General features: G+C 70.6%; 15 protein-coding genes. 7 read left to right on the top strand and 8 right to left on the bottom strand.

What is annotated here, in order from left to right:
* Positions 1-143: 143 nt before the first annotated feature.
* A complete protein-coding gene (locus tag EP757_RS43410; protein WP_197725535.1) occupies positions 144-1,277 on the bottom strand; it encodes a hypothetical protein in 1,134 nt (377 codons plus the stop codon).
* A 170-nt stretch (positions 1,278-1,447) separates the two neighbouring features.
* Between EP757_RS43410 and EP757_RS18880 the strand changes: the two genes are divergently transcribed.
* Both EP757_RS18880 and mug read left to right on the top strand, forming a co-directional pair.
* A complete protein-coding gene (locus tag EP757_RS18880) occupies positions 1,448-2,209 on the top strand; it encodes an SDR family oxidoreductase (RefSeq protein ID WP_127547833.1) in 762 nt (253 codons plus the stop codon).
* The gene (gene mug, locus EP757_RS18875) at positions 2,206-2,814 is read left to right on the top strand and encodes a G/U mismatch-specific DNA glycosylase (protein ID WP_127547831.1); all 609 of its coding nucleotides are present in this window, start codon (positions 2,206-2,208) and stop codon (positions 2,812-2,814) included. Before EP757_RS18880 ends, mug begins: the two co-directional genes overlap by 4 nt.
* 558 nt (positions 2,815-3,372) lie before the next feature.
* Here the strand turns inward: mug and EP757_RS18870 are convergent.
* The 5 genes from EP757_RS18870 to EP757_RS18850 form a co-directional block, all read right to left on the bottom strand.
* Positions 3,373-3,609, bottom strand: a complete 237-nt coding sequence (locus EP757_RS18870) for a hypothetical protein (protein ID WP_127547829.1) — start codon at positions 3,607-3,609, stop codon at positions 3,373-3,375.
* A 4-nt stretch (positions 3,610-3,613) separates the two neighbouring features.
* Positions 3,614-5,545: an ABC transporter ATP-binding protein gene (locus tag EP757_RS18865; RefSeq protein WP_127547827.1), complete on the bottom strand. Its 1,932-nt coding sequence runs from the start codon at positions 5,543-5,545 to the stop codon at positions 3,614-3,616.
* A 59-nt stretch (positions 5,546-5,604) separates the two neighbouring features.
* Positions 5,605-6,369 (bottom strand): enoyl-CoA hydratase/isomerase family protein, encoded by a 765-nt coding sequence (locus tag EP757_RS18860; RefSeq protein ID WP_127547825.1) that lies wholly within the window; start codon positions 6,367-6,369, stop codon positions 5,605-5,607.
* 20 nt (positions 6,370-6,389) lie between these two features.
* Complete coding sequence (locus EP757_RS18855) at positions 6,390-6,617, bottom strand: helix-turn-helix domain-containing protein (RefSeq protein ID WP_014441759.1); 228 nt, start codon at positions 6,615-6,617, stop codon at positions 6,390-6,392.
* Between the two features lie 479 nt (positions 6,618-7,096).
* A complete protein-coding gene (locus tag EP757_RS18850) occupies positions 7,097-8,701 on the bottom strand; it encodes an ABC-F family ATP-binding cassette domain-containing protein (RefSeq protein ID WP_127547823.1) in 1,605 nt (534 codons plus the stop codon).
* A gap of 202 nt (positions 8,702-8,903) precedes the next feature.
* On the opposite strand from EP757_RS18850, the gene EP757_RS18845 reads away from it, so the two are divergent.
* The gene (locus tag EP757_RS18845) at positions 8,904-9,806 is read left to right on the top strand and encodes a neutral zinc metallopeptidase (protein WP_127547821.1); all 903 of its coding nucleotides are present in this window, start codon (positions 8,904-8,906) and stop codon (positions 9,804-9,806) included.
* Here the strand turns inward: EP757_RS18845 and EP757_RS18840 are convergent, their stop codons facing one another.
* Complete coding sequence (locus EP757_RS18840) at positions 9,807-10,439, bottom strand: acVLRF1 family peptidyl-tRNA hydrolase (RefSeq protein WP_127547819.1); 633 nt, start codon at positions 10,437-10,439, stop codon at positions 9,807-9,809.
* Positions 10,440-10,473: 34 nt separating this feature from the next.
* Here EP757_RS18840 and EP757_RS18835 point away from each other — a divergent pair, with 34 nt between their 5' ends.
* A complete protein-coding gene (locus EP757_RS18835; RefSeq protein ID WP_127547817.1) occupies positions 10,474-11,154 on the top strand; it encodes a DNA alkylation repair protein in 681 nt (226 codons plus the stop codon).
* 32 nt (positions 11,155-11,186) lie between these two features.
* On the opposite strand, the gene EP757_RS18830 is transcribed toward EP757_RS18835, so the two are convergent.
* Positions 11,187-11,795: a LysE family transporter gene (locus tag EP757_RS18830; protein WP_127547815.1), complete on the bottom strand. Its 609-nt coding sequence runs from the start codon at positions 11,793-11,795 to the stop codon at positions 11,187-11,189.
* A gap of 245 nt (positions 11,796-12,040) precedes the next feature.
* Here EP757_RS18830 and EP757_RS18825 point away from each other — a divergent pair, with 245 nt between their 5' ends.
* Genes EP757_RS18825 through EP757_RS18815 form a run of 3 tightly spaced genes read left to right on the top strand, consistent with a single transcriptional unit; the run spans position 12,041 to position 14,495 of the window.
* Positions 12,041-12,730 (top strand): histidine phosphatase family protein, encoded by a 690-nt coding sequence (locus tag EP757_RS18825; RefSeq protein ID WP_127547813.1) that lies wholly within the window; start codon positions 12,041-12,043, stop codon positions 12,728-12,730.
* A 50-nt stretch (positions 12,731-12,780) separates the two neighbouring features.
* Positions 12,781-13,260 (top strand): transcriptional regulator, encoded by a 480-nt coding sequence (locus EP757_RS18820; protein ID WP_127547811.1) that lies wholly within the window; start codon positions 12,781-12,783, stop codon positions 13,258-13,260.
* Positions 13,257-14,495 (top strand): MFS transporter, encoded by a 1,239-nt coding sequence (locus EP757_RS18815; protein WP_232050567.1) that lies wholly within the window; start codon positions 13,257-13,259, stop codon positions 14,493-14,495. The genes EP757_RS18820 and EP757_RS18815 overlap by 4 nt, the downstream gene beginning before the upstream one ends.
* Positions 14,496-14,518 lie beyond the last annotated feature (23 nt).

The following is a 14,518-nucleotide window of genomic DNA, read 5'->3' as shown; positions in this document are numbered from 1 at the left end:
GGTTTTCCACCCTCGCAAAACCACTGTGGAAACGCCTGGTAACGCCTGGTCAGAAGGTGTTACCACCCACGCGGTCGGTAACGGTTTGCGACCCGGTTTGCCACCCCGCATCTGGATCTTGCGCGGACCGTGCCGGGTGACCGTCAGTGCAGGAACGCAGGCTGACGACGCTCGGCGGCAGCGGCGTTCTGCTCCAGCTCCGCCAGGCGTTCGGGGGTGAGAGCGCCCTCGCGGCCGGCCCGGCGGATGTTGGTGATGGTCCGGCCGGCGACGTCGTGCCGCTCGGCGAGGGTCCTGTTGCCGGCCGCCGGGTCCGCGAGCATGTCCTGCCAGATCACCAGCCACTGCTTGTAGGCGGCCGCCGTCCGCGGCACACCGAGCGGAACCGCCGTGGCGGTGGTGGCAGAAGTAGCGGGCGGCGGGGACACCGGCGCTGCCTCCGGCACCGGCGACGGCGGGACGACCTTGTTCAACCGTGAGATCGCAGCCGGACTCGTCAGCTCCTCCGCCCGTACGGCCAGAGCCACCCGCCGCTGCACCTCCGTGAGCATCTCGGCGGTCCCGCGCAGGCTCATCCGGCTCAGTCTCCGGCGGTACCGTTCCCGCCGCCGCGGCCCCAGGTTGCCGTTGTGCAGGCGGTAGGCGAGCATCGCCATCCGGTCGAGCCGGCGTTCGGCGGCCATCCGGGCGAGGTCGGGGTCGTCGTCCGGGATCAGCCAGCCCCAGCGTTCGGCGAGCCGGCGCGGGCTGTAGGCGAACGAGTTCCGGCGCGCCTTCTGCCCGGCCGCGGTCAGCGCCGCCCACCACATCAGGAAGATCACGCAGGGGACGGCCAGGCGCAGCAGCTTCTCGGTGCCGGTCACCGCGTTGCTGGCGACGATGACACCGGAGAGGGCGGCGATCAGGGCCGCCACGTAGAGCATCGATCCGGGGTGGCCGGGCGAGACCACCATGCCGTCCTCGTCGTAGACGGTGGTACGCCGGTACTGCTCACCGGCGAGGCTGGTGGCGGTCAGGAAGCAGATCTCGAAGACCGCGAAGACCAGCACGGCGAACAGCTTCGGCAGGTGCAGCTGGTCGACGGCGATGACCCACATGCCCTCGGCGTTGAGCAGCAGGGCCAGGTTCATGCTGACGGCCAGCGCGATCGGTCGCAGTGGCCGCCGGGTGCGCCGGGCCCAGACGGCCAGGACGGTCAGCGCGAGCACGCCGACGAGGCCGGCCACCCCCAGCAGGACCATCGCGTACTCGCGCGCCAACTCGGTCGGATTCGGCATGTTGTTGCTCCCCCGTGTTCCTGACCAGCCTCTTCGGGCCGGTTTCGGTCTCGTCGCTCCTCAATGGCCGATGCCTCGGTGATCGCGGAAACATACAACAATTCCGATGTACGGCGGGGAGCACGCGATGGCCGGGCGACCCCTGAACAGCGGGGTGGCAGGATTCAGACATGGATCTCGGGCTGGCCGGTCGCGTCTACATCCTCACCGGGGCCTCGCGCGGTCTCGGGTTCGCCACCGCGCAGGCGCTCGTCGGCGACGGGGCACGGGTGGTGATCTCGTCGAGGGACGAGGAGCGCGTCGCCGAGGCGGTGACAGCGCTCGGCGGACCGCAGCACGCGGCAGGCGTCGTCGCCGATCTGAACGACCCGGGCACGCCGCGCGAGCTGGTCGACACCGCGGCGGAACGGTTCGGGCGGCTGGACGGCGCTCTCGTCTCGGTGGGCGGCCCGGCGCCGGGCACTGCCGCGAGCATGTCCGACGACCAGTGGCGGCAGGCGTTCGAGACGGTCTTCCTGGGTTCGATCCGCGCGGCCCGCACGTTCGCGTCGGCGCTGCCCGAGGGCGGTGCGGTAGGTCTCGTGCTCTCCACCTCGGTGAAGTCGCCGCTGGCCGGGCTCGGACTGTCGAACGGCCTGCGCCCGGGCCTGGCGATGGCCGCGAAGGACATGGCCGACGAGTTCGGCCCGCGCGGCGTCCGGGTGCTCAGCATCCTGCCGGGCCGGTTCATGACCGACCGCAGCCGTGAACTGTTCGAGGCGTCCGACGATCCGGCGACCGCGACCGCCCGGGTCTCGGCGGCGATCCCGCTGCGCCGGATCGGTGAACCCGCCGAGTACGGCCGGGTTGCCGCCTTCCTGCTCTCCCCCGCAGCGAGCTACGTGACGGGCACGGCGGTCGCCGTCGACGGCGGCTCGACGAGAACGCTGTGACCCGCCCGTCCGCCGCCGCCGCCGCCGGCGCCGGCGATGGTGGTGGTGGTGGCGGTGGCCCGGCGGCCCGCCCGTCCGCCGCCGAGGTGGCGGCTGCGGCCGGCCGGACCATCCCGGACCTGATCGGGCCGGACCTGCGGGTGCTCTTCTCCGGCATCAACCCGAGCCTCTACTCGGCGGCGACCGGCCACCACTTCGCCCGTCCCGGCAACCGGTTCTGGCCGGCACTGCACGGCGCCGGCTTCACCGACCGGCTGCTCCACCCGTCCGAGCAGCATCTCCTGCCGGCCCTCGGTCTGGGCATCACCAACGTCGTCGCCCGCGCGACGGCCCGCGCCGACGAACTCTCCCCAGCCGAGTTGATCACAGGCGGAAAGATCCTGACCGATCTCGTACGCCGAACCCGCCCGCGTTACCTGGCGATCCTGGGCGTGACCGCCTACCGCGCGGCCTTCGCCCTCCCGAAGGCCCGCATCGGCCCCCAGCCGGACGAGCTGGGCGGCGTACCGGTGTGGGTGCTGCCGAACCCGAGCGGCCTGAACGCCCACTTCCAGCTCCCCGACCTGATAACCGAGTTCACCCGCCTCCGCGAAGCAGCGACCTGAGACCCCCGTCCCACCTGCCGCGCCGAAGCACGCCGGGCTCACCGCGCTCGCCGCGCTCGCCGCGCTGAAACAGGCCGGGCTCACCGCGCTCGCCGCGCCGAGGCAGGCTGGGTTCGCCGTGCCCGAAGCACACGCCGGGCTCGCCGCGCTCAAACAGGCCGGGCTCGCCGCGCCCAAAGCACGCCGGGCTCGCCGCGCTGGAGCTCGCGCTCAGGCGACTCGGGCCAGGATTCCAGCGCAGGCAACCCGCACCACGACTCCACGCGCAGGCACCCCGCGCAGGCGACCGCGCTAGGACTCCCGGCCAGGGCCGAGGCTCTCGGTCAGGGCGACTCGGGCCAGGACGCCCCGCGCAGACGCCCGCACCACGACTCCACGCGCAAGCACCCGCACCACGACTCCACGCGCAGGCGACCGCGCTAGGACTCCCGGCCAGGGCCGAGGCTCTCGGTCAGGGCGACTCGGGCCAGGACGCCCCGCGCAGGCGACCGCACACGACTCCACGCGCAGACGCCTGCACCACGACTCCACGCGCAGACGCCCACGCAGGCGACCGCGCTAGGACTCGCGGCCAGGGCCGGGCCCCTCGGTCAGGTCGTCGCCGGGGCGGGGTGGCAGCACGCGCTGCTCGTGCACCGCTGTCTCGCGCCGGAACCGGTCGGCCGACGGATGCCAGGCCTCGTCGATCGGTCCCATCACGCCGCCGCCGATGCCCTTGCGCCGAGCCCAGCCGGCGAACCGCCACAGGGTGCCGAGCAGCGCCGCCGCGATCCCGGCCGTGATGAGGAGTTCCATGGGATCAGGGCTCGATCGACCGGGCGGGAACCGTCAAGATCTCGACGTCCTCCTCCGGATAAGCGGGCGACGTGGTCGCGAACTGCGTGCGGTAGAGCTCGGAGTAGAGCCCGCCGGCACCGATCAGCTCGGCGTGCCGGCCGCGCTCGGCGATCCGGCCGTGGTCGAGCACCAGGATCTCGTCGGCGTCCCGGATCGTCGACAGGCGGTGGGCGATCACCACGGCGGTCCGGCCGCGCAGCGCCTCGGCGAGCGCCCGCTGCACCGCGGCCTCGGACTCGCTGTCGAGGTGGGCGGTGGCCTCGTCGAGCACCACGATGGACGGCTGCTTCAGCAGGATGCGGGCGATGGCGATGCGCTGTTTCTCGCCGCCGGAGAAACGGTAGCCGCGCTCGCCGACGACCGTGTCCAGCCCGTCGGGCAGGCTGCGGACCAGGTCGGCGACCTGCGCGCCGTCCAGCGCCGCCCACATCTGCTCCTCGGTGGCGCCGGGCGCGGCGTAGCGCAGGTTCTCCGCGATCGTCTCGTGGAACAGGTGCGAGTCCTGGGTGACGACGCCGATGGTGTCGCGCAGCGAGTCGAGCGTGGCGTCCCGCACGTCGACGCCATCGATCAGCACGGCGCCCTCGGTCACGTCGTAGACCCGGGAGAGCAGCATCGACGTGGTGGACTTGCCGGCGCCGGACGGGCCGACCAGGGCGACCATCCGCCCGGGCTCGACGGTGAAGTCGACGCCGTCGAGAACCAACTCGTTCTCCCGGCGGTCGAGGGCCGCGACGTCTTCCAGGGTGGCGAGCGAGACCTCGTCGGCGCTGGGGTAGCGGAACCGCACCCCGCGGAACTCGATCCGGCCCGCGCCGGCCGGGATCGCGGTGGCGCCGGGTTTCTCGGCGATGCCGGGCGCGAGGTCGAGCACCTCGAAGACCCGGTCGAAGGAGACCAGCGCGCTCATCACGTCGACCCGCACGTTGCTGAGCGCGGTGAGCGGGCCGTAGAGGCGGGTGAGCAGCAGCGCCAGCGTCACCACGGTGCCGGCCGAGACCTGCCCCCGGACCGCGAGCCAGCCGCCCAGCCCGTATGTCAGGGCCTGCGCCAGCGACGCCACCAGCAGCATCGCCACGAAGAAGGTGCGGGAGTACATCGCCTGCTGCACGCCGATGTCGCGGACCCGCTCGGCGCGCTCGCCGAACCGGGCGGCCTCGGTGTCGGGCCGGCCGAAGAGCTTGACCAGCAGCGCGCCGGACACGTTGAAGCGCTCGGTCATCGTCGCGTTCATCTTCGCGTCCAGGTTGTAGGACTCGCGGGTGATCTCGGCGAGCCGGCTGCCGACCCGCCGTGCCGGGATGATGAAGACCGGCAGCAACACCAGCGAGAGCACGGTGATCGGCCAGGACAGCGTGAACATCACGGCGGCCGTGAGGACGAGCTGGATCACGTTGCTGAGCACGCCGGACAGCGTCGAGGTGAAGGCCCGCTGGGCGCCGACCACGTCGTTGTTGAGCCGGCTCACCAGGGCGCCGGTCTGCGTCCGCGTGAAGAACTGCAACGGCATCCGCTGCACGTGGTCGAAGACCTTGGTCCGCAGCGTGAGGATGATCCCCTCGCCGATACGAGCCGAGTACCACCGTTGCGCCAGCGAGAGCAGCGCGTCGGCGACCGCGAGACCGGCGATCAGCAGGGCGAGCCGCACCACCGTGCCGGCCGCGTCCGCACCACCGCCGGTGATCGCGTTGATCACGTGCCCGGCGAGCAACGGCGTGGCCACCCCGATCCCGGCCGCGACCACGACGGTCAGCAGGAACACCGTGATGTCCCGCTTGTACGGCTGGGCGAACCGCAGGATCCGCCGCGCGGTGCCGGGTGCCACCTGATGCCGCCGAACCTGATCAGAACGCTCGATCGAACGCAGCATCATCCAGCTGGACGTCGGATTCATTCCTCACCTCCCGGGTGCCAGCATGCACCGCGGGTATGACAACCCGGGAGGTGAGTCCTTTACTCCCCCGAGCCGAGCAGGTCGCTGAGGCGCCGGGTCTGCGCCTCACGCTCGGCTCGGTCCTGTTCCGCGTACGACCGCTGGGGCGCACCCAGGAGCAGGGCCTTGATTTCGGTGACCGCGCCGGTGTCGCCGGCGAGGACGGCCGCGGTGAGGTCCGAGACCGCGGCGTCCAGGTCGGCTCGTGGCACGACGGCGGTGGCGAGGCCGATCCGGTCCGCCTCCGCAGCCGAGATCCGGCGGCCGGTCACGCAGATCTCCAGCGCCCGGGACGGGCCGACCAGCTCGGTGAGCCGTTTCGTACCGCCCAGATCGGGCACCAGGCCGAGCGTCACCTCGGCCATGGAGAACGTCGCGTCGTCGGCGAGCACACGCATGTCGCAGTTCAGCGCGAGCTGGAAGCCGGCGCCGATCGCGTGCCCTTGAACGGCGGCGATTGTCACAATGGACGGGCTGCGCAACCACGTGAACGCGGTCTGGAAGCCGGCAATCCGATCGGCGCACTCGGTGGCGGACAACTGTGCCAATCCGGCCAGTGAAGAATCGCCCCCACCGCGTGCGACCGACAGATCCAGGCCGGCCGAAAAGGCGCGGCCCTCGGCTCGCACAATGACGACCCGAACGTCGCCCGGTAATTTCCTCGAAATGTTGCCCAGCTCCGTCCACATGGCCGGAGTCTGTGCATTGAGAACGTCGGGCCGGGACAACGTCACCGTTGCCACCGGCCCGTGGAGTTCGTAGCGAACGCCTACTTCATCGCTCACCGGGACGGCGTTGCCGGACGTCACGCCTTCTTGCGGCGACGGGCGCCGCCACGCTGGCGCAACTGCACGCCCGATTCGGTGAGCACGCGGTGCACGAATCCGTAGGACCGTCCGGTGGAAGCGGCAAGCGCTCGGATGCTCTCACCCGAGGTGTATCGCTTCACCAGGTCCTTGGCGAGCGACTGCCGCTCGCTACCGACGATTCGACGACCCTTCTCAGTACTGGTAGCTGTGCCAGTGGCTGCCATCTTGAATCCTCACGTCGCAGACAGTGCGGTCAGATACGGTCCCACCTATTACACCGTCTCCAACGATCATGCGCCAGGCATCCAGCGCTCGCGAACGTGCCCATTTATTACTGTCAGGAACTTGACGGTTACCACAGGCATCAATGTCAGACAGTTTGCGGCGAGCAGCCCGCGAGGCATTTCCGGTCCGGGCGGGATCACCCGGCGCGCTCCCCAAGACCATCGATCACCAGCAGAAACACTCGATCGAGACGGCTCGCAGGTGGGAGGCTTGACCGCTCCGGAGAGTGGGGTGATCGCTCCAGAGGGTGACGAAAAGACGGGCCGGTCGCAGCTTCCGCCGCGCCCGACCCGTCCGCAAACGCCCGAACATCGCACTGTCTGTGTGGGCACCAGTTGACAACTGACGATGCAGTTGATCCCCCGGAATTTCGCACCACGTGAGCGATCACATGCCCTGAGTGACCCTCCGGAGAGACTCAGGCGAGCTCGACGAGCTCCAGCATGTCGTCGCTCCACGCGTCCTCGTCGCCGTCCGGCAGGAGGATCGCACGGTCCGGCTTGAGCGCCTGCACGCAGCCGGCATCGTGGCTGACCAGCACGATCGCACCCGGGTAGTTGGCGATCGCGTCGAGGACCTGCTCGCGGCTCACCGGGTCGAGGTTGTTCGTCGGCTCGTCGAGCAGCAGCACGTTCGCCCCGGAGCAGACCAGCGTGGCCAGGGCCAGCCGGGTCTTCTCGCCACCGGAGAGCACCCCGGCCGGCTTGTCCACGTCGTCACCGGAGAAGAGGAAGGCACCCAGGATCTTCCGCAGCTCGGTGTCGGTCTGCTCGGACGCGGCACTGCGCATGTGGTCGAGGATGCTGCGATCCACGTCGAGCGTCTCGTGCTCCTGGGCGTAGTAGCCCAGCCGCAGCCCGTGACCGGGACGCACCTCGCCGGTGTCCGGCTCCAGCAGGCCACCGAGCATCCGCAGCAGCGTGGTCTTGCCGGCGCCGTTGAGACCGAGGATGGCGACCCGCGAACCCCGGTCCACGGCGACGTCCACGTCGGTGAAGATCTCCAGCGATCCGTACGACTTCGACAGGCCGGACGCGGTGAGCGGGGTCTTGCCGCACGGGGCGGGGTTCGGGAACCGGACCTTCGCCACCTTGTCCGACGTGCGGGTCTCCTCCAGGCCGCCGAGCAGCTTCTCGGCGCGCTTCGCCATGTTCTGCGCCGCGACCGTCTTGGTGGCCTTCGCCCGCATCTTGTCGGCCTGCGCCATCAGCGCGCCGGCCTTCTTCTCCGCGTTGGCACGCTCGCGGCGACGCCGGCGCTCGTCGGTCTCACGGGCTTCCAGGTACGTCTTCCAGCCCATGTTGTACATGTCGACCACGGAACGGTTCGCGTCCAGGTACCACACCTTGTTGACCGCGGCGTCGAGCAGCTCGACGTCGTGGCTGATCACGATGAGGCCGCCCTTGTGCTGGGCCATGTATCCGCGGAGCCAGGCGATCGAGTCCTGGTCGAGGTGGTTGGTCGGCTCGTCGAGCAGCAGGATGCCCTTGCCGTTCTGGCCGGAGTTGGCGAACAGGATCCGGGCCAGCTCGATCCGGCGGCGCTGACCGCCGGAGAGGGTGCCGATGGTCTGCGCGAGCGCGCGGTCCGGCAGTCCGAGGTTGGCGCAGATCCGGGCGGCCTCGGACTCGGCGCCGTAGCCACCGAGCGCGGAGAACTGGTCCTCCAGGTGGCCGTAGCGCCGGACCAGCTTGTCGTCCGAGCTCTCCTCGAGCTGCACCTCGAGCTTCTGCATCTCGGTGAGGATGGTGTCCAGGCCGCGGGCGGAGAGCACCCGGTCCCGGCCGGTCACGTTCAGGTCGCCGGTGCGCGGGTCCTGCGGCAGGTAGCCGATCTCGCTGGTCCGCTCGACGGTTCCGGCGTACGGCGTGCCCTCCCCGGCCAGCACCTTCAGCGTGGTGGTCTTGCCGGCGCCGTTGCGGCCGACCAGGCCGATCCGGTCGCCGGGCTGCACGCGCAGGGTCGTCGGGGAGATCAGGATTCGAGCGCCGGCGCGGAGTTCCAGTCCGGTGGCGGTGATCATTAAGCTTCTCGCTCTCGGGAAAACGGGCTGACTCAGGGCGCAAGAAAGCGCCGGCCATCCTCGGGACGGTCGGCGCGGGGCAGGTCAGCCTTCGCAGAGCAGCACGCCGCCATAGTACCGGTCGTGCCGCCTTAGCTCCCACTCGATTAGTTCACAAGATCATCGGGTACTCGCTCGCCAACCGTGGCGAAGGCAGGACGACATGGAACTCAACGAACGCGCCGACATCGACACCAGTCAGATCGAGGACGGCCGGCGATCGGGTGGCGGCGGGATAGGCGGGCTGCCCATCGGTGGCGGCGGCCTGGCCGGCATCGTCGTGACCCTGGTCATCGCGCTGGTCGGCGGATACTTCGGGATCAACACGATGGGCGGGGACGGCGGCGGCTCCTCCTCCGGCACGCAGCTGGCGGAGTGCACCGGCGACCAGAAGCTGCAGCAGCTGGAGTGCCGCAACGGCCTCTACGTCACCTCGATCCAGGCGTACTGGCGCGACCAGCTGCCGGAATCCTTCGGTGAGCAGTACAAGCCGGCCGTCACCCACATCTTCTCGAACCAGGTGAGCACCGGCTGCGGCGCGGCCGACTCGGGCGTCGGGCCGTTCTACTGCCCCGCCGACGACAAGGTGTACATCGACCTCTCCTTCTATCAGGTGCTGTCCAAGCAGCTCGGCGCCCCCGGCGAGTTCGCGCAGCCCTACGTGCTCGCCCACGAGTACGGCCACCACGTGCAGGACGTCCTCGGCACCGAGGCGGAGATGCGCCGCCGCCAGGAGCGCGACCCGGGCTCGGCGAACGAGGAGTCGGTGAAGCTGGAGCTCCAGGCCGACTGCTACGCCGGCGCGTGGGCGCACTCGGCGTCGACGACGACCGACTCCGACGGCGACAAGATCTTCACGAGCCTCACCGAACAGGACATCCAGGAGGGCATCCAGACCGCCGGGCAGATCGGCGACGACACCCTGCAGAAGCAGGGCGGCGGCCAGGTCAACCCGGAGGAGTTCACGCACGGCTCGTCCGCGCAGCGTCAGCAGTGGTTCCGGGTGGGTTACGACACCGGCGACCCGAAGCAGTGCGACACGTTCAAGGCCGGCGCGGTCAGCTGATCAGCTTTCCCTGATCAGAATCGGTACGGCGCGAGCCGCGGCAACAGCGGACACCAGTACCGCGTGCCGCGGCTCCGGCACATCCAGCAACCGTCCGGCACGAATGGCGGCGACCGGTTGAAGAATCGGCGCCGCCAATATCGCGTCGACCGCCGACCGATCCCCTCCGGCGATGACGGCCGCCAATGTCCGTACCTGCGGAAGAAGAATGCGCCCCACGATGCCGGCGCCGTCGGCAGCCGCCGCTTTGGCCTGATTGTCGCGGCGGCGCGCGAACCGCTGCTGCGACCATCCGCCCGCCGCGGTCCGCCCCTGCACATAATGAGTGTCCACCTTGGAAGCGATCAGTTCCGGACCCTCGGCGATGCCCACTGCGACAGCGCCCTTCCTCGCGAGCAGCAACCCGAGCCGCCGCGGCGTCTGCGCCTCACGGATCAGATCGGTCACCGTCGCGACCGGACCGGCTCCGGGTGGCTCGTTCAGCGTCGCCGACGCGCCGTCCGCGGCGATCACGGTCAAACCCTCTTCCCGGTACGGCCCGTGCCGCGTGCCGAAGTTCTCCAGCCAGCGCGACAACCGTTCCGGGGCGACGTCGACCCATTTCCCGCCACCCGCGGCCGTGCGTTCACCCATTCTCCTCACCCTACGGTGGCAGGATGCTTCAGATATGAGCGACCTGGCCGGGACCCTGATGGATCGCCTCACCGCCGAGTTCGAGTCCGCACGTGATCCGGAACGGGCAGTCGGCATGGAGGCGTACATGCGCGACCAGTTCCTGTTCCACGGCCTGCCGTCGCCGATCCGCCGGGCCCGGGCCAAGGCGGCGCTGACCGGCCTGCCCCCGCTCACCGAGGAGGATCTGCGTGCGGTGGCGCTGGACTGCTGGGATCGGGAGGAGCGCGAGTTCCAGCAGTTCGCCTGCGATCTCCTGGCCGCGCACGTCACCGTCCCCGGGCCGGACTTCCTGGCGACCGTGCGCGTCCTGATCACCACGAAGTCCTGGTGGGACACGATCGACCCGCTCGCCACCCACTTCGTCGCCGGCCTGGTCCGCCGCCATCCCGCGCTGGTCGCCGTGATGGACGAGTGGTCGCGCGAGGAGAACATGTGGCTGGTCCGCACCGCGATCCTGCACCAGCTGCACTACGGCGCCCGGACCGATACCGATCGTCTGTTCGGCTACTGCGCGGCGCAGGCCCGCCACCCCGACTTCTTCGTGCGCAAGGCGATCGGCTGGGCGCTGCGGCAGTACGCCCGCACCGATCCCGGCGAAGTCCGCGCCTTCCTGGCCGACCACGAGGCGTCGCTGTCCCCGCTCTCCATCCGCGAGGCGTCGAAACATCTCTGACCGGTCAGCAGCCGACCGGCTCGGAGGGCCGATCAGCCGGACAGCAGGTGTATCGCGAGGACCGCGATCACCGCGCTGGAGGTCAGCGCGGTGATCAGTCTGCCTCGCTCACCGGTCAGCACCCGCCCGATCAGCGACCCACCGCCGGCGATGAGCAGTTGCCAGCTGGCGCTCGCCAGGAACGCGCCGGCCACGAACCACACCCCGCCTCCGGCGCCGCCGCTGCCCAGCACCAGCGCCGCGAAGTAGACGACCGTCGCCGGGTTCAGCAGAGTGAGCGCCAGGACGCCCAGATAGGCCCGGCCCGCGGTCGTCACGGTGGGCGGCTCGGTGGCGGGTGTTCCCGGTCGGCGCGGGCGCAGCGCTCCCCAGGCCGTCCAACCCGCGAGAGCGAGGAGGATGAGGGCGCCGGCCCAGCGCAGTGGTTCCGCGATCGGGGCGATCGCCGCTGCCACGGCGGCGCCGCCGGCCACCGCTACCAGCGCATAGATGCCGTCGGCGGTGGCCGCGCCGAGACCGGCCGCCGCTCCGACCTTCAGTGAGGTGCGGGCACTCAGGCCGGCGATCAGGACGCCGATGGCGCCGACCGGGACCGCGATGCCGTAACCGGCGACCACGCCGGCGACGAACGCGCCGCTCACGACAGCGGCCGTGACACCGCCGCTCCGCGGACGCGCTGCTGCTGCCCGCGGACCCGGGAGGACGCGGGGGCGGGGGCAGCGGTGTACGGCTCGAACACGGTCACGCGGACATCATCGACGCCCGCCGTCCACGGGGCCACCGAATTCGGGTGAGCGCGCATCACACGGCTCTGGCCCTCGTACAGAATGCATCTCCTCGGATTCGGAGGGTGACCAAAGCGGGGTTTCGTGGATAGGGTCCGATCATGGTCGCTGAACTGATTCTGGTCCGGCACGGGCAGAGCCTGGCCAATGTCGCCTTCGCCGAGGCAGACGCCGGCGATCTCCTGGAAGTGGAGATCAGCGCGCGGGATGCCGAGGTGCCGCTGACCCCGGCGGGTGAGGAGCAGGCCGCCGCGCTCGGACGATGGCTCGCGGAACTGCCCGAGGAACGCCGGCCACAGGTGGTGATCACGTCGCCGTACCTCCGCGCCCGCGAGACCTGGCGGATCGCCGCCGAGACCTCCGGGCTGGACCTGCCGGAACCTACGACCGACGATCGGCTCGTCGACCGGCTGATGGGCGAGCTGGAACTGCTCACCCGCGCCGCGGTGGCGGCCCGCTACCCGGGCGAGGCCAAGCGGCGGGCCGAGGCCGGCGAGTACGAGTACGCCCCACCCGGCGGCGAGTCCTTCGCCGGCATCCGGGTGCGCCTGAGGTCGTTCCTCGACGACCTGCACCGCGACCACGGCGGCAAGCGGGTCGTCATCGTCGCTCACGACGCGGTCGTCCTGATGATGCGCGCCGTCGTCGAGGATCTGGAATGGGATCAGGTGCTCGCCGTGGAGGCCGAGTCGGGCAGTGTCCGCAACGCGTCGATCAGCCGGTTCGACGGCTCCACCGGACGCCTCACCCTTGATCGATACAACGTGATCGACCATCTGCCACCTGGCTAGACATAGACGAACGTCTTGCAAAGAGATGTTTGCAAACATATGTTTGGTCGATGCCCGTAAGCCCCCGATCGCTACGTGGCCTGGCGCACCCGCTCCGCGTCCGGATCCTGCGCATCCTGCGTGAACAGGGCGCCTCGACCGCGACCCGGCTGGCCGGCCAGACGGGCGAGAGTTCCGGCGCCACCAGCTATCACCTGAGACAACTGGCCGGGTACGGCTTCGTCGAGGAGGAGCCACGACCCGGACCGGGACGGGAGCGCTGGTGGCGGATCTCCCCGCTGCGGGTCGTCGACGACTTCTCGCGGGTGCAGGAATACCTGGCCGCCGCGGGCGCGGTGCCGGACGAGTGGAGTGACAGCGTGACGATCGGCAGCCGGGCCCTGCGACTCACCCCCGCGCAGGCCGCCGAACTGCTCGGGCGGATCGACCGGGTGCTCGCCGACTACCCGGCCGACCGGCCCGGCGAGCCGGCGCCCGCGGACACCGGGAGGGTGGTGTTCCAGTGGCAGTCCTTTCCGCAGATCCGATGAGGAAAGCCCCTCCGAGCAGGCAGTTCGCCGTCCTCCTCGCCGCCGAGGGGATCTCCCTGCTCGGCAGCCGGATCACCTTCGTGGCACTGCCCTGGCTCGTTCTGACCCGCACCGACTCGGCGCTGCTGGCCGGGGTGGCCGGGCTCGCCGAGATGCTGCCGTACGTCCTGGCCGGCCTCATCGGCGGACCGATCGTGGACCGGGTCGGCCCGCGCCCGACCGCCGTGGCAGCCGACACGGCGAGCGTGCTCGCGGTCGCCGGGATCCCGGTCCTCGCGTTCTACCAGAGCACCTCGCTCGGCGTGATCCTGCTGCTCATCGCCCTGTCCGGCGCTCTCCGGGGATTCGGCGACGCGGCGAAACGGGCGCTCCTTCCCCGGACGATCGCCGCCGCCGGCGTCTCCACCGAACGCGGCACCACGCTCTACGACGGGGTCGCCCGCGCGTCCACGCTCATCGGCCTGCCGCTGGCCGGCGTACTGATCGCGGCACACGGCGCGGAGACGGTGCTGCTCTACGACGCCGCGACGTTCGCTGTCGCCGCCGTGCTCATCGGCGCCCTGGTCCGGGTCGGGGCGGCCGACGCCGCCTGTGAGCAGGGGTACGGGGCCGCCCTGCGGAACGGTTTCCGCTACGTACGCGACGATCGCCTGATCCTCGGGGTGATGTCCCTGCTGTTCGTCACGAACATGTTCGACCAGGCGTACGCGACGGTCTTCGTCCCGGTCTGGGTGCACGACGGCCCGCACGGCCCGGCGGCGCTCGGCGTCGTCGGCACCGCGTTCGGGCTCGGCGCTGTCGCCGGAAACCTCCTCTACACGGTCCTCGCGCCCCGATTACCGCGGCGGCGCACGTTCGCCGTCTGCTTCTTCCTCGGCGGTCCCGGCCAGCTGCTGGCGCTCGCCTTCACCGACCGGGTCTGGATCGTGCTGACCGTGGCGGCCCTGTCCGGCGCGCTGATGTCCACGGTGAACCCGATCCTGCTGGCCGCCGTCTACCGCCGCATCCCGGTCCACATGCACGGCCGCGTCATCAGCGTGCTGATCTCGGTCTCCTGGGCGGGCATCCCGCTCGGCGGGGTCCTCGGCGGCTGGGCAACCGACCGGCTCGGCCTGCAGACGGCGGCGTTGCTCGCCGCGATCGGATATCTCGCGGTCACCGCGGCCACCTTCGTCTTCCCGGCCTGGCATGCCCTGGACCGCATCGATTCCCGTAAGGCCGTGGCCGCCGCCTGAACGCTTTTCACGCCCGACTACGG

Origin of the sequence: Actinoplanes sp. OR16 (genome assembly GCF_004001265.1) — a bacterium.
GTDB lineage: Bacteria > Actinomycetota > Actinomycetes > Mycobacteriales > Micromonosporaceae > Actinoplanes.
This window is presented reverse-complemented; position numbering and strand designations above follow the sequence as displayed.